The organism is Bernardetia aquimarina, from assembly GCF_042180575.1.
Taxonomy (GTDB): domain Bacteria; phylum Bacteroidota; class Bacteroidia; order Cytophagales; family Bernardetiaceae; genus Bernardetia.
In genome coordinates this window covers 4,530,541-4,551,404 of record NZ_CP170094.1, presented here as the reverse complement: position 1 = coordinate 4,551,404, position 20,864 = coordinate 4,530,541, and the positions used below count along the sequence as shown (strand labels likewise).

The 20,864-nt window shown below is 31.7% G+C and carries 18 protein-coding genes and 1 other RNA gene; 7 read left to right on the top strand and 12 right to left on the bottom strand.

Features of this window, described 5'->3' with window-relative positions; all coding sequences use genetic code 11:
• Positions 1-12: 12 nt before the first annotated feature.
• Positions 13-420: a hypothetical protein gene (locus tag ACE193_RS19495; protein ID WP_375559889.1), complete on the bottom strand. Its 408-nt coding sequence runs from the start codon at positions 418-420 to the stop codon at positions 13-15.
• Positions 421-889: 469 nt separating this feature from the next.
• Between ACE193_RS19495 and queG the strand changes: the two genes are divergently transcribed.
• Positions 890-1,843 (top strand): tRNA epoxyqueuosine(34) reductase QueG, encoded by a 954-nt coding sequence (gene queG, locus ACE193_RS19490; RefSeq protein WP_375559888.1) that lies wholly within the window; start codon positions 890-892, stop codon positions 1,841-1,843.
• A 156-nt stretch (positions 1,844-1,999) separates the two neighbouring features.
• Here queG and ACE193_RS19485 read toward each other — a convergent pair whose 3' ends face one another.
• A complete protein-coding gene (locus ACE193_RS19485) occupies positions 2,000-2,197 on the bottom strand; it encodes a hypothetical protein (RefSeq protein WP_375559887.1) in 198 nt (65 codons plus the stop codon).
• Positions 2,198-2,634: 437 nt separating this feature from the next.
• Between ACE193_RS19485 and ACE193_RS19480 the strand changes: the two genes are divergently transcribed.
• Positions 2,635-4,113: a BatD family protein gene (locus ACE193_RS19480; protein WP_375559886.1), complete on the top strand. Its 1,479-nt coding sequence runs from the start codon at positions 2,635-2,637 to the stop codon at positions 4,111-4,113.
• A gap of 8 nt (positions 4,114-4,121) precedes the next feature.
• Here ACE193_RS19480 and ACE193_RS19475 read toward each other — a convergent pair whose 3' ends face one another.
• From ACE193_RS19475 to ACE193_RS19460, 4 genes are all read right to left on the bottom strand, one after another.
• Positions 4,122-4,535 carry a hypothetical protein gene (locus ACE193_RS19475; RefSeq protein ID WP_375559885.1) on the bottom strand — a complete coding sequence of 138 codons (414 nt, stop codon included), beginning with the start codon at positions 4,533-4,535 and terminating at the stop codon, positions 4,122-4,124.
• A gap of 28 nt (positions 4,536-4,563) precedes the next feature.
• Positions 4,564-5,082 (bottom strand): exosortase X, encoded by a 519-nt coding sequence (gene xrtX, locus ACE193_RS19470; protein WP_375559884.1) that lies wholly within the window; start codon positions 5,080-5,082, stop codon positions 4,564-4,566.
• A gap of 132 nt (positions 5,083-5,214) precedes the next feature.
• Positions 5,215-5,424 (bottom strand): PID-CTERM protein-sorting domain-containing protein, encoded by a 210-nt coding sequence (locus tag ACE193_RS19465; RefSeq protein ID WP_375559883.1) that lies wholly within the window; start codon positions 5,422-5,424, stop codon positions 5,215-5,217.
• 106 nt (positions 5,425-5,530) lie between these two features.
• Complete coding sequence (locus tag ACE193_RS19460) at positions 5,531-11,089, bottom strand: choice-of-anchor D domain-containing protein (RefSeq protein ID WP_375559882.1); 5,559 nt, start codon at positions 11,087-11,089, stop codon at positions 5,531-5,533.
• 353 nt (positions 11,090-11,442) lie between these two features.
• Here ACE193_RS19460 and ACE193_RS19455 point away from each other — a divergent pair, with 353 nt between their 5' ends.
• Together ACE193_RS19455 and ACE193_RS19450 are read left to right on the top strand one after the other, a co-directional pair.
• Positions 11,443-11,898: a GNAT family N-acetyltransferase gene (locus ACE193_RS19455; protein ID WP_375559881.1), complete on the top strand. Its 456-nt coding sequence runs from the start codon at positions 11,443-11,445 to the stop codon at positions 11,896-11,898.
• A 179-nt stretch (positions 11,899-12,077) separates the two neighbouring features.
• Entirely contained in the window at positions 12,078-13,253 is a 1,176-nt protein-coding gene (locus tag ACE193_RS19450; protein WP_375559880.1) for an amidohydrolase, read from the top strand.
• 33 nt (positions 13,254-13,286) lie between these two features.
• On the opposite strand, the gene gatC is transcribed toward ACE193_RS19450, so the two are convergent.
• The 5 genes from gatC to rnpB all read right to left on the bottom strand — a co-directional run bounded on the left by gatC (position 13,287) and on the right by rnpB (position 16,149).
• Entirely contained in the window at positions 13,287-13,580 is a 294-nt protein-coding gene (gatC, locus tag ACE193_RS19445) for an Asp-tRNA(Asn)/Glu-tRNA(Gln) amidotransferase subunit GatC (RefSeq protein WP_375559879.1), read from the bottom strand.
• 89 nt (positions 13,581-13,669) lie between these two features.
• Positions 13,670-14,212 (bottom strand): hypothetical protein, encoded by a 543-nt coding sequence (locus ACE193_RS19440; protein WP_375559878.1) that lies wholly within the window; start codon positions 14,210-14,212, stop codon positions 13,670-13,672.
• Positions 14,213-14,229: 17 nt separating this feature from the next.
• Positions 14,230-14,394, bottom strand: coding sequence for a hypothetical protein (locus ACE193_RS19435; RefSeq protein ID WP_375559877.1), 165 nt, complete (start codon positions 14,392-14,394; stop codon positions 14,230-14,232).
• Between the two features lie 117 nt (positions 14,395-14,511).
• Positions 14,512-15,522: a hypothetical protein gene (locus ACE193_RS19430; RefSeq protein ID WP_375559876.1), complete on the bottom strand. Its 1,011-nt coding sequence runs from the start codon at positions 15,520-15,522 to the stop codon at positions 14,512-14,514.
• A 134-nt stretch (positions 15,523-15,656) separates the two neighbouring features.
• Positions 15,657-16,149, bottom strand: an RNA gene (rnpB, locus tag ACE193_RS19425) — RNase P RNA component class A.
• Between the two features lie 318 nt (positions 16,150-16,467).
• On the opposite strand from rnpB, the gene ACE193_RS19420 reads away from it, so the two are divergent.
• On the top strand, positions 16,468-17,022 hold the full coding sequence (locus ACE193_RS19420; RefSeq protein WP_375559875.1) for an STAS/SEC14 domain-containing protein: 555 nt from the start codon (positions 16,468-16,470) through the stop codon (positions 17,020-17,022).
• An 83-nt stretch (positions 17,023-17,105) separates the two neighbouring features.
• On the opposite strand, the gene ACE193_RS19415 is transcribed toward ACE193_RS19420, so the two are convergent.
• Complete coding sequence (locus tag ACE193_RS19415) at positions 17,106-17,303, bottom strand: hypothetical protein (protein ID WP_375559874.1); 198 nt, start codon at positions 17,301-17,303, stop codon at positions 17,106-17,108.
• Positions 17,304-17,575: 272 nt separating this feature from the next.
• Between ACE193_RS19415 and ACE193_RS19410 the strand changes: the two genes are divergently transcribed.
• Together ACE193_RS19410 and gyrB are read left to right on the top strand one after the other, a co-directional pair.
• Positions 17,576-18,490, top strand: a complete 915-nt coding sequence (locus ACE193_RS19410; RefSeq protein WP_375559873.1) for a hypothetical protein — start codon at positions 17,576-17,578, stop codon at positions 18,488-18,490.
• Positions 18,491-18,714: 224 nt separating this feature from the next.
• The gene (gene gyrB, locus ACE193_RS19405) at positions 18,715-20,730 is read left to right on the top strand and encodes a DNA topoisomerase (ATP-hydrolyzing) subunit B (protein ID WP_375559872.1); all 2,016 of its coding nucleotides are present in this window, start codon (positions 18,715-18,717) and stop codon (positions 20,728-20,730) included.
• Positions 20,731-20,864: the final 134 nt, after the last annotated feature.

Sequence of the window (20,864 nt, the reverse complement as noted above, 5' to 3'; positions counted from 1 at the left end):
TTAGTTAGCTGGTTATTTTTTGGTAAAGTCTATAAAAGTTCCAAATTGTTCTCTTTGAGTAGATACTTTGTTTTTGAGATAATTTGCCCAATCTTGTGTTGTCCAATTTTGTTTTTCAGCATTAGGAATAAGTGTAATAATTACTTTTTGAGTAATGATATTTGTTTCAAACTGAACACTAGGGTCATTAAAAAATCCGAAAAAACGATTGGCTTGTTCTATCGTAGCAAGGTGTAACTCCAAAATATCAGCTTCGAATACTTTTGCATCTTGTGGAGCATCTCCATCAAGCCTAACATAAAGTTCGTTTGTAATATAAGCCTTTGGAAGTTGAGTATTTTGAGCTAGTACAAAACTAGAGGACACAAAAAAAGCAACCATACAAAAAAATAGGCTGCAAAAGAGGAAAATATTTTTCATTGTTTTATATAAATTGTTAGTAGCAGATATGATTTGAATATGTAAATAAAAATTTTGTTATTGATTTTTGTGTAAATTCAGTTAATTTAATGTAGAATTAAAAATCAAAAAAACAAATTTCTTAATCTTTCGTTAAAATAAGATTGCGCTAAATTTACGTATAATAGTATTCTTTCGCAAAATTCAATCCTATATGAATCATTGTTGAAAGTCAGTTTTAACCAAATAAGATTCTAAAGTATTGCAAATTTACAAAAAATGATATAATTAATCTAATTATCTACTTTTGTTAAAAATTCTTACAAATGACACTCAAATAAACTTGCTATTAAATTAGCATAACTAATTTATTGCTATTTTGGTATGCGTTCCTACCTTTGTTTTATAATAACAAGATAATTTTGTATTTATTTTACACTTGCTTTTTTACCTAATTTCCTTCTCAATTTAATACTTTTCTTTTTTACTAATGAATTCTATATTATTACATCAAAAAACAGAACGTTTCAAGAATCTAGCGTTCGAAACAGGTTTTTTACATTGTGGAATAAGTAAAGCTGCATTTTTAGAAAAAGAAGTCAAAGATTTAGAAAAATGGCTCACACAAGGCAAAAATGGGCAAATGCAATGGATTGAAAACTATTTTGATATTCGTCTTGACCCTCGTCTTTTGGTGGATAATGCAAAATCAGTTCTTACATTTGCTTATAATTATTACCCTCCAGTATTATTAGAACGAGAAAATAACTATAAAATTTCAAAATATGCTTATGGAAGAGATTATCATAAAGTCATCAAAAAGAAATTAAAACATCTTATCAATCACTTAAAGGAAGAATTTGGTGATTTTAATGGGCGTGCTTTTGTAGATTCTGCACCGATTATGGAAAAAGTTTGGGCAAAAAAAAGTGGAATTACGTGGCAAGGAAAACACACCAATGCAATTAATCCTAAAACAGGAAGTTTCTTTTTTTTGGCTACTTTAGTTTTGGATATTGAATTGGAATATGATTATCCTACAAAAGACCGTTGTGGAAACTGTACACTGTGTTTGGATGCTTGTCCGACTGATGCGCTTTCAATAGAAAATCCGTATCAAATTGATGGAAGTAAATGTATTTCTTATTTTACGATAGAATTGAAGGACAAAATTCCGTCAGACATGCAGGGAAAATTCGAAGATTGGATTTTTGGTTGTGATATTTGTCAAGATGTTTGCCCTTGGAACAAACGAAAATCAGCACAAATTCCTCATATTGAAAACGATTTTTTACCTTCTGAGTTATTACAACAAATGACAAAAAAAGACTGGGAGGAACTAACCCACGAGCTTTTTGATGAGCTATTTGTAGGAAGTGCAGTCAAAAGAACTAAATTTGAGGGATTAAAACGAAATATAGATTTTATAAAACTCAAAAAGTAACTACTTTAGCTTCATTAATTTAAAATTACCAAGTTATTTTATACTACACAAATCAAAAAAAATAACTTTTCCTTATTTTTGAATAAGAAAAAGTTATTACGATTTATTATATATTTGCTAAAGGAGTTATTAAAAAATAAATGAGCAACTTGAACATTAAGCGACTACTCTTGAACTGGCAAAACATCGTTGTAAAATATCAGAATATAGTTGTCCGAATTGAGAAATAGCCCAGTTACGAAGTTCAAAAACCTCATTTGAAGTAAGAAGAGCTATTGTTTTGCGTAATTCTTTTTCAAAAAGTGTTTTAGAAAAACTAACTTTCTGAATAATCATTTTTTGATACTCTAACATAAGCGAAAAAAATTAATAGTGAGTGTTTATTATTTGTGTGTATAGTTTATCAAAAATTACGTTGTTTTTAAGTAAAAAATTTAGCAAAAAATTGACTAAGTCATTCTGACTTATTAAATAGTCTAAAAATTTATTAACTTGATCATAATTGATAATTATTGTGATTACTAGCTATTAAACACAAAAGAAATAGTTTCGGTTTGATAGAATAGTGATAATTCAAGTTAAAAATTGAATAAATTGTGTTAAAACAATATATTCTATCCCGTAAAATTTGATATGTACCAAAAATACATTTTTTTTACCTAAAAAACAAATCTAAATTTGGATTAGTTAGTATTTTTGGAGGGTTTGTAGTTAAATAATCTCTAGCTATAATCTATTAAAAATAATCAGATTAAAAAATTAATATCAATAAAATGATTAATAAAAAAAATATGAACCAATTGATTTTCAGCAGATTATCCTTTAAGCTATTTTGGCTTTTGTTTTTTATTGTGAGTGTTGCAGTTCCTAAAACGGCTCTTTGTCAAGAAATAACTGTTCAAGTCGGAACAACAACCATAGGCTTAAACGAAGATTTTGAAGTTACGGTTACAGTAAAAGATGGCGAATTGAAAAAATACTCCGAATTTCCTACAATAAATGGAATGGATAAGGCTGAAATATACACATCACAATCAATAAATTTTGTAAATGGACAAGTTTCCAAAACGCAGGCTGTTACACAACGTTACCGAGCTTCTAGGCAAGGTACTTACTTTTTACGTCCTTTTGATATGACTGTAAATGGTGAGAAAGTACGCCATGCAGGCGCAAGTATTGATGTAAAAGGACGTTCTACCACTACCAATCCATTTGATAGTTTTTGGGGTAAAACCGAAAATACAGAATATATTTCGGTAAAAGATGATGCTTTTTTTGCTATTACTACCAACAAACAAAACCCTTATGTAGGTGAAGGCTTCACAATTACGATGTCTTTTTATGTTGCTGTTTCGAATCAAGCTACTCTTAATTTTTATGAGTTAGGAGAACAAAAAGCAGATATATTAAAACAAATCAGACCTAAAAATACGTTGGAAGAAAATTTTAATATCATTCAGCCTGTTCCTGAAATGATAAAAATAAATGGAAAAGACTATCGCCAATATAAAGTGTATCAAGGCGTTTTTTATTCATTGAGTCCTCAAAAAATATCTATTCCTATTATTCCTTTCAAAATGGTAAAATACGATGTCGCTGTCAATTCGCAAAGTATTTTTAATCAAATGAAAGAAAATATAAAGACTTATTATAGTGAACCTATCTCTATTACTATCAAAGATTTACCTCCTCATCCACTCAAAGACCAAGTACCAGTAGGAAATTATATTTTGAAAGAACAAATTGTAAGCAACAATCTTAAAACAGGGCAAAGTGTAGAATATCAATTTCGTATCGAAGGAGAGGGAAATCTATCAGTAATTGAAAAGCCAAAACTTCCAAAAACAGGAAATTTTGATTTTTATGAACCTACTATTTCTGAAATGTTAAGACGAAATAATAATACCGTTTATGGCACAAAAGACTTTAATTATTATATTATCCCTAACGAACCAGGGCTGTATCCCATGAAAGATTATTTTAGTTATATATTTTTCAATACTAAAAAAGAAGAGTATGATACACTTGCTTCAAAAATCACGTTGAGCGTAACAGGAGAAAGTAGAAAAAATGCTTCTATTGGAAATGCTGATTTAGGTTCTTTTTATGATAGAATCAATGAAGAAAGTAATAATTTGAGAAGTAGAAATGAAATAACATGGGAAAAATATGGAATCAATGGAATTGCTGTGCTGCTGGCTTTAGTTTTGGGATTGAGTATTTTGGTAGGAAAAAAAATACGACAAAGAGATGTAGATAGAGAAGAATAAATACAAGGTTATTGGTTTTCTAGTTTCTTTGAGATATGAAACAGCATTATAAATAAAAGAGGAACAAGAGGTGAAAAATAAAAACGAAGAAGGTTTTCAGAGAGATTAAATAAAAATGTTGTTTCAAAGAATTTATAAATCAAAGTCAGTAACACAACAATTACATAAATCAAACTGTGAATCATTACTGTTTTTTTTAGAGTAGAAATAGACGAGAATGAAAGCCAAATAATAATTGCATTCAGAAAAATAAATAATAAGCTCACTATTCCTGTATCCAAAATGGTAATAAAAGGAATAGTGGGAAAAGAGTTAGAAATAAAATCTGTTAGTTTTATACGATTCATTCCTAAGAAAAACCATATCACAAAAACTATAATTATTCCAAAAATTCGTAATAATTGAAGGGAGTTTTTTTTCAAAATAACTGTATTATTTATTGCTATAAAATTAGTTTTGATTTTGCTTTAGGCTTGGAATCATAAATTTATTTACCCAAATCATCCAAATCCAAAATGTGACACCATATACTATAAAAGTAAATAAATAATGATGGTTGAAATCTACACTTTCAGGATAGTATTTTACATTCAGAGTAAGGGCAGCAATACGAATTACATTTAATAGAAAAATCACAATAATACCTAAAGGAATAAACACAAGTTTGGGCTTAAATGATACAGGTGTAGCCAAAATAAAAGAAGCAAAGAGAGCAAAAAGAGCAAGTCCATTACAAGGCGCACCTACCGAAACACAACTTATAGAATCAAGAGAAACCGTATGAGGAAGAACTTGATAAGAAGCCTCAAACCCAAACCAAGTCAATAACTCTGTACTGCTTTTTCCTACCCATTCTATCAAAATTCTATCAATAGGCGTATTTTGAGCTAGATAAAGCTCATACAACAAATACCAACTTCCATAAATAACTATAAATAAAATTACAAAACGAATAACTGGATTCTTCATACTATTTTCTGAGTGAATAATTTTTGGAGTAAAAATACACAAAATAAAATAGCCATTTAATGTCTCTTGTTATACTTTTTTGTAATTATGAGAGTAATTAAACAGCTATTTTGATTAGAAATTGACAGAAAATTACTTCATTTCATCTTCCTGCTCTTGTCCATCCTTATTTCTAAAATCATAGACTTTTTTAGCTCCATAAGCTGCTCCTGCTGCTAAAAGTAGAGAAAGACCTCCGTCTATGGGTACACCTATGGCATTTGAGGTAGGAAAAGGAGGTTGTGATAAAGCGATGCCTACTATAAAAAATAAAGAAAGTGTTAGAATTATTTTTTGATACATGATTTATATTATAAGTTTAATTTTTTGAGAAAGTCGTTACCAAAAGTATAATTTGATAACGACTATTTTTGAATTTTATGCAAAATATAAAAGTAATAATTTAAAATTATTCTTTTACAATACGAACATTCGTTGTATTCTTTGAGTCTGAAATTTGTAATAAATACAAACCAGAAGCCTCTTTTTCTAGATTGATTGTTCCTTCTAAGAATGCACCTTGTTTGTCTTGTGTTCTTTCCAAAATCAATTTACCTGTTGCATCAAAAAGACGAATCGTATGTACTCCTTCTCTATCATTTTTCAAACTGTATGAAAACTGATTTGGAGTTGGATTAGGATAGGCTACAACATAATCTTTTTGTGTAAAATTCTTATCTGTTTTGAATAAAATTACAAAACGCTTAACTTCTTTGCTTGCTTGAGCTACAAATTCATATTCTGGATTTGCTTTCAAATCGTGCAACGTTTCTGTCAAAGAATCATACAAATAAACATTACTTAGTGAATGGAAATACTTGATTTCACGAACGACAATTTTGTGCTTACCACTCTTGACAATATTCATGGCTAAAGGTAAAATCATATCTTCATTAAATTCTTTCAATCCATTGATAGAAAAATAAGTATTTTGTCCATTTTCTTCTATTCCTTCATTATAAGAGTATAAAGTTGGCGTACTTCCATTTATTTTATGAATCTTCAAAGCATCAAATTTTCCATCGAATTTTTGAGTAGCTCCTGATTCAAAATAAATAGCTGTTTCATCCAATTTTCCATTTTGTTCAATAGCCAGTTTGATTAAACCTTCTTTTAAGCCTTGTTCACCTGTTTCGCCATTTGTTTTGTAAAAACGACTGTCTGTATAAGTAGTTGGACGAACTGCATTCGTTATGTTTAAATTTCCTGCTGCTATCGCCTGAACAAAAAATCCTTGGAAAGGTGCAATATCTGCTTTTCCACCATTAACAGATGCTCCATTAATGAAAGTAGCATACGTAGCTCCATACTGGCTTGTCGGAATGTCGATATAAACAGCATCATTAACTAACGCATTATTTCCAGCTAAACCAATCAAAGTAGTCCAATTTATTGGAGAGGGATATGGATTACCAATCAAATTAAAACCCTCATTAGCATAACTCAAACCTTGATGTGTAATAGGAATAGAAATATTGCCATTATTAAGTGTTCCATTCAAATCAACTGTAACTCCTGTCGCAATATTTGCTTCATAGCCTTTTCCAACCCCAAGATTGACAGTCGTTGGAACTTTATAACCAATCGTAAAAGCATTGAAAATACCTGACGGACTTGGTGTTCCTGCACTTGTTTCGTCATATTCATAAAAAGTAGGGAAAGGATTTGTATATGTTGGTTCAGTTGCTGTATTATAAGCCGTATTCAAAACCAAATTCATATCATCGCCAAATTGTGAAATAGCTGCATCAGAGAAAGGTGAAGAAAACATGTGATATCCTTGAGCATCATAGCCACTCGCTAAATCAGAAACAGAAGGTAAATAACGCTCTGCAATGACATTACCATTTACCGTATTTGTGCCATTGTTGATAATCATTGCTGTGCCTGTGGCAGAAGAAAGTAAAGCAAAATCTGTAGTTGATCCTGTAACTTCTACTTCTGCAGTCACTTCCATATACAACATTTCAACAATACTCATATCGCCTGTAATGGTCAGTTTATTTCCATCTTCCACTAAAATCTGATTAATATTTACGTTTTTATAATCTGTAAAATCAGAAGTAAAGCTAAGAGTTTTATCCACTACTACATTTTCAGGATAGTTTCTATTACTTGTTGGTTTGATAACATCATTTGCTATCGCTGCATCAACAGCTTGTTGAATAGTTGGGTAGAAAATACCTGTACGAACCAAAAGAACATCACCAGAAGAAGTATTTGCTCCCTCTACTACAAAATCATAAGCTGTTTCATCACAATCATTGTTATTTATTGTAATCGTTGCTGTATTTGTTCCTGTTGAAACGGCTGTAAAAGTAACATCAAAAGTAGCACTTCCACCTGCTGGAACAGAAGTAGGAATAGAACCTACTGTAAAGTCAGTCATATTACTTGATGTAATTGAAGAAACATCTAAATCTTCTGTGCCTGTATTTTCGATAGTATAAGTTACTGTTTTAGCAATGGCTGTATTTCCAAAATCAGTTTCGTCTGTTACATCTGGGGTAACATCTCCATCAACAATAGAAACTGAATTTCCTTGTACATTGATTTCTCGTGTAGAGTTTACAGTCACTATTTGCGTAGCTGTTTGTGTATTTCCATTTCCATCATCTGCTGTCCAAGTTACTGTTGTATTTCCGATAGGAAAAGTAGCAGGTGCATCATTTGTAAAAGTAGGTGTTCCACAATTATCTGTTCCTGTTGATGTTCCTAAAGCAACTCCAGAAGCTGTACAAAGTCCTGCATCTGTGTTTATAGTTACGTTTGTTGGTGCTGTGATAGTTGGATCAGTTGTATCATTAATAATTACATCTTGGTCGGCTGTAATAGAATTTCCATTTCCATCATCAAATGTCCAAGTTACTACTGTTGTGCCTTGTGCTGTGATGGGAAAAGTTGTTGGTGTAGTTCCTGTGATTGTTCCTGCACAATTATCTGTTGTGGTTGGAGCAGTTGGCGTAGAACTACATTCTTCATTGATATCGGCTAAAACTGGAATTACTGGGTCGGTAGTATCATCAATAATTACATTTTGGTCGGCTGTAACAGAATTTCCATTTCCATCATCAAATGTCCAAGTTACTACTGTTGTGCCTTGTGCTGTGATGGGAAATGTTGTCCCTGTCGTTCCTGTGATTGTTCCTCCACAATTATCTGTTGTGGTTGGAGCAGTTGGCGTAGAACTACATTCTTCATTGATATCGGCTAAAACTGGAATTACTGGGTCGGTAGTATCATCAATAATGACATTTTGATCGGCTGTTACAGAGTTTCCATTTCCATCATCAAATGTCCAAGTTACTACTGTTGTGCCTTGTGCTGTGATGGGAAAAGTTGTTGGTGTAGTTCCTGTGATTGTTCCTGCACAATTATCTGTTGTGGTTGGAGCAGTTGGCGTAGAACTACATTCTTCATTGATATCGGCTAAAACTGGAATTACTGGGTCGGTAGTATCATCAATAATTACATTTTGGTCGGCTGTAACAGAATTTCCATTTCCATCATCAAATGTCCAAGTTACTACTGTTGTGCCTTGTGTTGTGATGGGAAAAGTTGTTGGTGTAGTTCCTGTGATTGTTCCTGCACAATTATCTGTTGTGGTTGAAGCAGTTGGTGTAGAACTACATTCTTCATTGATATCAGCTAACACTGGAATTATTGGATCAATATTATCTGCTGTACCATTTCCATTAATAGCAAATGTATAAGGGTTTTCATCTGAATCGTCATTAGTTACTGTAACTAAAGCTACTCTATTTCCTATTGCAGAAGGATTGAAAGTAACTGTAAAAGTTTGTGTTCCTGTTGTAGCTGCTACTGTTGCAGGGAAAGCAGGAAGCCCACTTAAAGTAAAATCAGCAGCATCTGCACCTGTAATAGTAATATTACTTACTGTTAAGGCTGTTCCACCTGTATTTTGAATAGCGTATGTCTTAGCAAGATTGTTCGTTCCACATTCAGCTACATCTCCAAAATCTGTATCATTGGTTAGACTTGTAGTTCCTGCACCACTTACAATATTATTTCCATTGCCTTGAAGATTAATTTCTGGAGAAGCTGTTCCTGTTCCTCTCATAGAAAAGTTATAAACACCTTCATCACAATCATTATTATTTATTGTGATTGTAGCATTTCTTATCCCAACTGCAGCAGGTGTAAAAATAACATCAAAGGTTGTTGTTCCAGCAGCAGCTATTGAGGTAGGAAGTGTGATACCACTCAATACAAAATCAGCAGCATTTGCTCCTGTTATAGCAATAGAAGTAATATCTAAAGCTAATGAACCTGTATTTTCAATAGTATATGTTACCGTTCTATTAGTAGCAACATTGCCAAAATCTGTATCATCTGCCAAAACAGGAGTAACATCTCCATCAGCAATATCTGTACTATTTCCTTGAATGTTAATTTCAGGATTTCCTCCAATTCCTTGTACTACAAAATTATAGATTGCCTCATCACAATCATTTGTGTTTACAACAATAGTTGCATTATTATCTCCACACGGAATAGGTGTAAAAGTTACATCAAATGTTGCTGTACCTCCAGCAGTAACACTTGTAGGAATATTACTTACGGTATATTCAGCAGTATTACTTGACAAAATAGAAGAAATACTTAAAACTGCACCTCCTGTGTTACGAATTGTATAAGTAATGGTTCTAGTAACTGGCACTAATCCAAAATCTGTATTATTACTTACTAATATATCAGGGATTCCTGCTCCATCCAAAATATCATTCCCATTACCTTGTACATTAATTTCGGCTGAAGTAGGAGGGCAAGTTTCAAAAGCTCCTAAATCTACTGTTGTAGCTCTTACACGAGGACTATTTCCTGCATCTAAAGTAATATCTGTAGGAATAACTGCGTTATTTCCAATATTAATCATTGGAGAAGTCGTTTGTAAATTTAGATTACCAATGGCTGCATTTACAAAAAGTGGATCTTGATTAAATAGATTATTTCCATTATTTGTAGTTCCAGCAGGAAATGCTGCTTCTTCAACTAAAGTATAAGAAGCAGTTACAGCTCCTCCACTTGCATTAAACCAAGATTTTCTAGTGCCAGCATTTTCCCAAAAAATACTATTTGTAACTGTAGCTCTAGCTCCACCACCAGCAACACCTTCATTGTATATTCCACCACCTTGATTAGTTGCTCTATTTTGAGAAAAACTACAATTGGTAACTGTTGTGTTTGCTCGTCCACCACAACAAGCATCATTGTATATTGCTCCACCTTTAGCAGCTTGATTTTGAGTAAAACTACAATTAATTATCGTTGCATTTGCATTACCTCCACAACATCCAAAATTAGTCATTGCTCCTCCTTCGCTACCTATATTTCTTGTAAAAATACAGTTTGCGACAGTAGGTTGTGAAACACCTCCAGTACTACCATTATTATACCATCCCCCAGCTCTTATACCATAATCAAACGAAGCACTACCATCATTTGCATTACCTCCTTTTATGGTAAATCCATCTAAACGTGTGGCATTAGAAACATTTCTGGTATATATTAAGTGAACAGAATTATCAGCATAATTTCCATAAACAAGTGTAGGGAATGTGCCTGTTACATTATCATCTCCATTCAAATCACCACTTAGGATAGTTTCATTAGCAACAAAATCACGAGCATCAAGAAGAACTTGATTGATTCTAGTTTCTTTACCAGAAAATCCTCCATATATTTCTACTCCACTAGGGATTTGAAAGGTGGCATTGCGATTTGTTCCATTAGTAGGCTTATATGTTCCTTTAGCAACATATATTTGTGTACCTGCAGTAGCTCCACTTATAGCAGATTGTAAACTTGTATAAGCATCTGCCCACGAAGTACCGTTATTAGCTCCAGTAGCAGAAGCATCTACATACCTTTGTGCGTGAGCTTGTGTGTAAAAAAGTATTCCTATAAATAAAAGGAGATACTTAAAAATTTTGTGTTGATGTTTCATTGAAAGTTAAAATTTAGTGAATTGTTATAAAGCAGCACTTGCAATTAATTAACAATGAAAGTACGGATAATAATAGAAATAGGACTAAAACGAGGTGTTGATTTTTTGTTGATTAATCTACAAAAGACTACTCAAAGAGAAGAATTCTTTAAATAATGATATAAAAAATAATTTTTTTGCAACTAATTTAACTTGTAAAATTGAAAAATCAAGTTTTTTATGGAATTATATCAAGTCTATTTTATAGACACAAAACTAAATAAGTCTTCTACTCTTATCTTCAAATTACTTGAAAAAAAGCTCATTTTTACCTACCTTTATATTTTTTGATTATCTAACTAAAACATCAGTTCATGTCTATTTCAATAAAAAAACTTATTCCTTCTTCTACTTTTGATACTTCATTAGTTGAAACAATAAATGAATTTCTCTTCAAACACTTAGAACAATACGGCGATCCAAAAGCTGACATCAGAAAAGCTATGGATTATTCGCTCTCAAAAGAAACTGGAAAAGGAGGATATATTTTTTATGCAGTTGAAAATGAAGAAGGTAAAGAAAAAATTGTTGGTGCAACTGTCATCAATGAAACAGGAATGAAAGATTATATCCCAGAAAATATCTTGGTTTATATTGCTGTTGATGGTTCACAGCGTGGAAAAGGAATTGGTAAGAAAATAATGCAAGAAGCAATGAGCAGTGTGAATGGTTCGGTTGCTCTTCATGTAGAACCTGATAATCCAGCCAAAAAGCTCTATGAAAAATTAGGGTTTACGAATAAGTATTTAGAAATGAGATGGAAAAAATAAAGTCAGAAATTAGATTTTAGAAGTCAGAAGTAAATACAGAATTAGAAACTCAAATACTGCATTTTCATTCTCTTGGTTTTCCTTTTCATTCTCTGTGTTTAAAAAGCATTTGTATTTAAAATTGTATTTTTAATTCTCTGTGTTCTCCATAACTCTGTGTTTAATAAAATGTATTCTTAATGTTATCTATTCGTCAAAATCTTCATAAAATAGCTGAACTTTCTAATCAAGAATACAAAACTGCTGAGTTTGTAAATGATTTTTTACACAAAAATAATCCTACTTTTATTCATACAAATATAGGAAATACAGGGATTATAGCTATTTGGGAATGTAAAAATTTTGATGCAACTAAACACAAAACGATTGCTTTTCGTGCCGAACTTGATGCGTTGCCTATTCCAGAACCAAATGATTTTGAATATAAATCAGTTCACAATGGAGTTTCGCATAAATGTGGACACGATGGACACATGACAATTTTGCTTGGCGTTGCTCAGTATTTGAAAGATAATTTTGATAAAATCTCTCAAGAAAATAATAAACGAATAATCTTACTTTTTCAACCTGCCGAAGAAACAGGAGAAGGAGCTTTGCAGATGCTTCAAGATGAGCAACTGCAAAAACTTAATCTTAAAATTGATTACTTTTTTGCGCTTCATAATATTCCTTCTTACAAAAAAAATCTGATTGTTTGTAGAGAAAATACCTTTGCAGCAGCTTCTACTGGAATAATTGTAGAATTTGAAGGTTTGACTTCTCACGCTGCCGAGCCTCAAAACGGAAAAAATCCTGCTTTAGCTTTAAGCGAACTAACTACCTTTCTGTATTTTTTATCAGAAAAAGTTATAGAACAAAAAGAAAATAAAGATTTTGTATTGGTAACAGTTGTAGATGCCATTTTGGGAGAAACTTCAAGAAAATCATTTGATGATATTGCTTTTGGTGTTTCTCCTGCAAAAGCTCGGGTTTGTGCTACTCTGCGAAGTTATTTAGATGAAGATTTAGCATTACTATCTAAGAAAACAGAACTAAAAGCACAAGAATTAGCCAAAAAATATGATTTAAGACTAAAAATCAGTTATTCAGAGAAATTTGCAGCTACCACCAATACACCAAAAAGTGTAGAACTAATTAGAAAATCAGCCCAAAAACTAGGTTTGGATTATCAAAATAAAGAAAAACCATTTAACTGGTCGGAAGATTTTGGACAATTTACCAATCGTTTTGAGGGGGCAATGTTTGGTTTGGGTTCGGGTACAAACACACCAGAACTTCATCATTCTAATTATGATTTTCCTGATGAAATTACACAAACTGGAATCAATATGTTTATAGAACTTCTAAACCTATAAGGTTTTCAAAAACCTTATAGGTTTGAACACACATTATTCTATGACTTTCGGTGTTCTGAAATAATCAGAATCTTTCTTAGGCGCATTTCTCAAGGCTTTATCGTGTGGAAGAACATTTGCTATCTCATCATTTCTTAGGACATTTATTTCTTCTGAAATATGTGTAAGTGGTAATGTTTTTTCAGTATCAATTTCGTTAAGCTGTTCTACCCAACCCAAAATTTCATTCAAATCATCAGCCATTGCTGTTTTGTCTTCCTCTGAAAACTCCAAACGAGAAAGATGAGAAATATCTTCAATGAGTTTTTTATCTACGGTTACTTTCATTTTTTTCTAGTGATTAGTCTTTTAAATAGCATTAATTCTAATTAGTAAAACAAAATTACAATTTTTTTTTATAGTACTTTGCCATACGACTAGACATTTTTAATAATCGTTGATATTTTTCTATTTCTTATCTGCCAAATAATTGCCAAAATAAGCCCTAAAACACCTCCTAAATAACTGAAATTGTGCATAGAACCGACCATAATAAAACTGTTAAAATCGACAACCGAATCTGGGATTCTCCAATTTGGTAAATTTTCTCTTGTGACACTTCCCCATTTAATATATCCATATAAAAGTCCTGTTAACCCAATAAAAAGAGCTATAACAAGATTTATAAAAATAGCCTGCATGCTCACTAAAAACATTCGTTTTGATGTCTTGTGAACAAAACCAACTGCACCAATTACTATTCCCAAAATAAGTCCAAACCACCAAGTTGCCATAAAACCTACAATAGAAGCTCCAAATCTATCCCAAAAATAATCTGCTATTCCAAACTGAATAAACTTGAATTCTGTATAATACTCCTCGGAAATAGAGTAAGTAATTTGGTCGTGTAAAACTCCATACATTCCAGCGATAAGTGGACTTAGAATGACAATTAATAAGAAAATAAGTGTTTTTTTCAAAGTTATATTTTTAAATGTTAATTTTGAAGACGAGAAATTAATTTAGGATAATTCAAAAGAACTAACACAAAAATTATAAAAAATGAAAAAAGTTGTACTGTTTTTCTCCAGTTAGTATCCATTTTATTATAAGAATCAGAATGTTCTACCGAATTGCTCCAAGCAGCAAAAGCATCTACCATAACAAGCTGACCAAAAATATATTTCTTTTCTTGATTGTAAGTATAAGTTGCTCCAAAAGTTTCTATACAGTTTCTAAGTTCGTGATAAAGTGTCCAATCGTTGTTTTTTGCAGCAGCTCACTGTCCAACTATTGAAGCTGCTCCTCCAATTCCCAAGACAATCAAACCCGAATCTATATCGCCATCTCCTTCTGTATTTTTTGGATATTCTCTCACTCCATTTAGTCCAAAATGTTCTTCTACAAATAATGCTTTATAGATTTTATATTGAGATTTGGCAAAAACTGAATCTATTTTCGGTAAAAAATTGAGTGTAAGACTTTGAGAAGAACCACGAGCTGTTTCATCTGTAAATCCTTGACTTTCTTCACACGCATGAGGAATTAATCCTGTTGTAGAGTCCAAACGAGTCTTTACTTTTTCAACCCATGCTTTGGTAACTTTATCATATTCTTCAATTTTAGTCTCATGTTCAATTCCATATTCTTGTGATTTTTCTTTCTCAAAAACTTCCTTATAAAGATTTAGGGAAGCCATACAAACCACCATATCAGCAGCCCAAGTTTGTTTACGATAGCTTTCCAAATAAGGAGAAACCGATTTTTGAGTAGCCAAAGAAATCTGGCTACACTTATCCTTGAATAAATTAAGTTGAGTAGAATCAGAAATAATTCCTTTTTTAGCTTCTAAAAGTAATTTCTTTCCTAAAACATAATTACTCCAACCACTATAAAAAGCACCATATTCTAAAGTCAAAGAATTATTAAAAATACGTTTGGCTTCTTTTGAGTAAATTTCTTTTACTGTCCAATTGATTTCCTGTATTCCTTCTTTATAAAGTTCTGAATTTGGCTTTACTTCTTCTAAAAAATTAATCCAGCTAAGTGCATAAAGTGAATTGATAAACATAAAGCCTTCTGGAAAAATATCTTGCATTTGTTTTCCTGCTTGTTTATTGTGTAATTCATTTTTCAAAAATTGAAGTTGATGATATAAATCTTCATTATAAATCCCTTTTTCATTTTCTATAAAAGTTGGATTGTAATAAAGAGAATAATTGAAGAATAGAATGAAGAAAACAAGAACAAAAGATAAAACCTTAAAAGTGATTTTGAAGAACTTTTTCATAAACATAAAGTATAACGGACTTTCCAGTCTGTTTAAGCATATTTTTCAACAGACTAGGAAGTCTATTATAAATAAAAAGCCTTCATTTCAAATCTTTCAATCTAAAATAAAGGCTTCATAATTTTAAAATAAGTTGTAAAAATAGGTCTATAAGCCGAGTCCTGTCCAGTTTAATTTTTTCATTCTAATTAAAAATTAAAGCAAAAAAGCAAACCTGTCCTATCATTTATCTACGCTGCCTTTCGCAAAACAGCTTTAACGACCTACCCGTCTGCTCCAGCGAGCAACTTTTTTGTATTTATTCTCATAATTAAATAAGAATAAAAACATTTGCAGACTTATTTGGTCTTTCAGTACATGGGGTTTATTCGCCCAAAAAAGTTACCTTTTCTGTCGGTGCGCTCTTACCACACCTTTTCACCCTTTCCTAATTAGTAAACTAAAAAGGTGGTTATTTTCTGTAACACTTTCCGTCTATACTTACAACTTGTTTTGACTTGGTATAGCCTTCCCGTTAGGAAGCATGTTGCTCTGTACTGCTCGGACTTTCCTCTTTCGTTTCTCTATTCTAAAAACTTTTAAAAGTTCATAAATAAGAAATATGAAAGCGATAAGATGACCTATTAAGTTAAAATTATTCAAAATAATCTATAAATAGTCTATATTTTAAACAAATTTTTCACTACATTTGTTCAATAATGTACTATCGTTTAGCAAATATCAAAATATTTTATCAATTTTATGGTATTATTTTTTGATAATAGCCAAAATATAAGTCAAAAGAAGAATAAAAAAATTTGTAAAGCAAGTTTTAGTAGAATTTAGATACAAATTTCTCTTCCCCTTTAGTAGTAAACTGTGTCTGTTTTTATTCTAAATAGTTCATACAAATAACTAATTGCTGACTTTTATTTTATTTGATGTTTTCCCCTTAATAATTTAAAAATGATTCACTCTTTTAAGACTATACACAAAGAAGAATACGCCTCAAAAAAACAAGTGTTTGATGATGCTCATGCTGCTTATAGAAAGAATTTAGAAACAAAAAATGTTCAAATACCTCTTGAAAATACTGTTCTTTTCGAAGTTCCTTTTGCCAGAATTAATTACATTCCCAAAGACAAAACCAATAAAGAAGCTATTAGAGTTGGTATTTTATCTTTAGAATGGAGAGGTGATATTACTGATGAGCAGTATAAAGAAGTAATGAACAAGTTACTTGAATTCAGTTACCTTTACGAAACGTCAGGATTGTTGATTGATGCTATGGAGTTAGGATATGTAAGTATGTTTGCTCGTGCTTGGCTCATGTTAGATTGGATGCCTCGTATGCAACAACGAGAAGTTGAATCAGCTAAATTAGCCATTTTACGTACAAATGCACCTATGCACAAAGTAGGAATTGATTATGTAGTTAGTTATTTACAACAGATGATGCCGTATGAATGTAGGTTTTATGTAAGCAAAGAAAATGCGATTAACTGGATTTTTAGAAAATAATTATATCCATCAATTATATCATTTTAGATTCTTTTTAATACACGTTTTTTGTGCAAATTTACACAAAGAGCGTGTTTTATTTTTTACATCAAATGTACAGGCAGATAATAAATATTACTTTCTTTATTAGCAGAAGGTAATTTATTTTCAGAAGGAGTTTTTTTCACAGTTTTTTCTTTGGAAGGTCTCTTTTTATCTTTTTTTGTCGTAGAAGTAAAGTTAGTTTTTTTCGAAACTAAAGACAATAAAGAAGAAAAGATATTAATTTTGAGTGTGTACATGATGATAGTAGTAAGTAGTGCTAATAATTTACTTGTTGATTAAGTTTGAGTAAATAAGAAGATTAATTTTTCTTATTTTAATACTGCAAAGTTAAGTCCACGAGCTTATATAAAAAGTTGAATATCAGTACTTTTATCACTTTGGCAAGTCTTGAGGCTGTATTTCTTTAAATTAAAGATAAGCGTGTTTTTTATGAATTTGCTGTAATTTTTACGTACTTATTAGTTGGCATTTTGTATAAAACTCAAAATCATTAGATATTTATGATTAAATGATAAAACTCAAATATCCTCGTCAGCGTATTTTTATCGCTTTTCTGGTTTACACCTTACTCTCCTTTGCTGTGGCTACACTTAGTTTTTGGCTTTTTAGGCGTGTAGAATCAATTAATCTTTTAGCCGATGATGTTCATGCATTGCATAATCGTATTCATAATTTATCCAAACTAAGAAGTGATTTCTTATTAAACGAACCTGTAAATGAAGATTTTTATAAAACAGGAAACAGTCGTTTTTTGAAAGAATACGTAATTAGCCAAGCTCAAATACTTGCTACTATTGATTCTATCAAAAATTCTTCTCAAGCAAAAAAATGGAAAATGATCCAAAATTTGGATTCATTACAGCTTGAAGTCAAATCTAGTACAGATATGATGAAAGAACTCGCTCGTAAAATAAGATTGAGAGGATATAAAAATTATGGCTTAGAGGGTGTTATGAGAGAATATATAAGACAGTTAGAAACGCAACCTAATATAAATAAAGTATTAGTATTACAGTTACGAAGACATGAAAAAGACTTCATAAATAGATTAGACAGTGTTTCAATTAATAAATGGAAGGAAAATTTTGAAAAATTGATTGAAGATATTGTAAATAATAAAAAACAAAAGGTAGAAGAGAAATATAAATATTTACCTCTATTGCGTGCATATAAAGATGCTTTTGAGCATTTTGTAGAAGTAGATTATGATATTGGCTATCGACAAGAAAATGGTTATACTGCCAAAACCAATCTAAAAGACCAAGATATTCTAAGACATATCGATACATTGGATACTTATACCCAAGAAAAAAAAGATTCTATCTTGATTCAACTTCGCTTTATTACTGTTGTTTTGGTTACAGCTTCTGTGATTGCTTCAATGCTGCTTAGTCTAGCCTTTCCTTATATTATGAAAATATAAAAATATCATTTTTTACCTCAGAAAACATCCCCAAATACACCCCATAAGAACACCTATTATAATTGCAATAGATGCGTTTTTTTCGTATATTTGTATAATCATTTTTGGAATGAATTATGTCTTTTATAAACTGTAAAAATTAATTTATAAGAGATAACAAATAGTGTAAAATCAAAGCACTAAACCAAAAATATAACGCATTAAATAATTAGCAATACTAAAAAATGGCAGAAAATAATAAAGAAGAAAATCCAATAGTAGAAACAGATATCGAAAATGTAGTTTCTCCTAATTTAAGAGGTAACTACGAGGCAGATAATATTCAAGTTCTTGAAGGATTAGAAGCCGTCCGTAAACGACCAGCCATGTATATTGGAGATGTAGGTGTTAAAGGTTTGCATCACTTGATTTGGGAAGTTGTGGATAACTCTATCGATGAGGCTCTTGCTGGGCATTGTGATACGATACAAGTAACCATAAACGAAGGAAATACAATCACAGTTAAAGATAATGGTCGTGGTATTCCAACAGATATTCATACAAAAGAAAATCGTTCTGCTTTAGAAGTCGTCATGACAGTTCTTCATGCAGGAGGGAAATTTGATAAAGATACGTATAAAGTTTCTGGTGGTCTTCACGGTGTAGGTGTTTCGTGTGTAAATGCCTTATCGGATGATTTGAGAGTAGAAGTACACAGAAATGGAAAAATTTATGAACAAGAATATTCGTGTGGTGCGCCTCAATATTCAGTTCGTGAAATAGGAACTACTGATATTTCGGGAACGCAAGTTACTTTTCATCCAGATGCAAGTATTTTTACGCATTCTGTTTTTAAATATGAAATGGTTGCGAATCGTCTTCGTGAACTTTCTTACCTCAATGCAGGTGTAAAAATTACTCTTTCAGATGTTAGAGAAGAATTTGGAGAAAAAGACGAACAAGGAAATTTTGTTACTGAAACATTTTTATCAGAAGGTGGACTACGTGAGTTTGTAGAATATTTAGATAAAAGTCGTACAGCTATTATTCCAAATGCAATCTATGTAGAAGGCGACAAAAATGATGTTCCCGTACAGGTAGCTATTCTTTATAATACTTCTTATGCTGAAAATGTATTCTCTTATGTAAATAATATAAATACAATAGAAGGAGGAACACATATTACAGGTTTTTATCGTGCCTTGACCAGAACTTTGAAAAGTTATGCTGATAAAAATGGCTTGACAGACAAAAAAGTTGAACTCTCAGGAGGTGATTTTAGAGAAGGAATGACTGCTGTTATTTCAGTAAAAGTAATGGAGCCTCAATTTGAAGGACAAACCAAAACCAAACTAGGAAACTCTGAAGTTTCGGGTGCAGTAGAAACTTGTGTAGCCGATGCACTGTATAGTTATTTAGAAGAAAATCCGAAAGAAGCCAAAATTATCATTCAAAAGGTTACTTTAGCTGCACAAGCTAGAATGGCTGCACGAAAAGCTCGTGAAATGGTACAACGAAAAACGGCTCTTAGTGGAACAGGACTACCTGGTAAATTAGCCGATTGTTCGGAAAAAGACCCTCAAAAGTGTGAAATTTACCTCGTAGAGGGTGATTCTGCTGGTGGCTCTGCCAAACAAGGAAGAGATAGACAATCACAAGCCATCTTGCCATTGCGTGGTAAAATCTTGAACGTAGAAAAAGCACAAGAACACCGTATTTATGATAATGAAGAAATAAAAAATATCATTACAGCTTTAGGTATTCGTTTTGGAGAAAATGAAAACGGCGAAAAATATTTAAATCTTGACAAACTTCGCTATCACAAAATTGTAATCATGACCGATGCAGACGTTGATGGAAGCCATATCAGAACACTAATTTTGACTCTTTTCTTCCGTTATATGAAAGATTTAGTTGAAAAAGGCTATGTTTATATTGCTCAACCTCCTTTATACCTCGTCAAGAAAGGAAAACAACAAGTGTATTGTTGGGACGAACCTCAGCGTGAACAAGCAATGAGAGAACTCGGTGGAGGAAGCCTAAACGGAGTAGGCGTACAACGTTACAAAGGTTTGGGAGAAATGAACCCAGAACAACTTTGGGAAACAACTATGAATCCTGAAACAAGAAGTATGAAGCGTGTAGATGTAGAATCTGCTGCTGCTGCTGACCAACTTTTCTCTATGCTTATGGGCGATGAAGTTGCGCCACGTAGAGAGTTTATTGAGAAAAATGCTCGTTATGCTCGTGTTGATACTTGATAAAATGAGTAATAGATAAAAATAAAAGCCATAGAGATTATCTAAATCTTTATGGCTTTTTTGCACTTTAAAAATATAGCCAGAAGCTGAATAACATATTACTCATTTCTTCTTCTAAATGTGAAAGTTAGTTT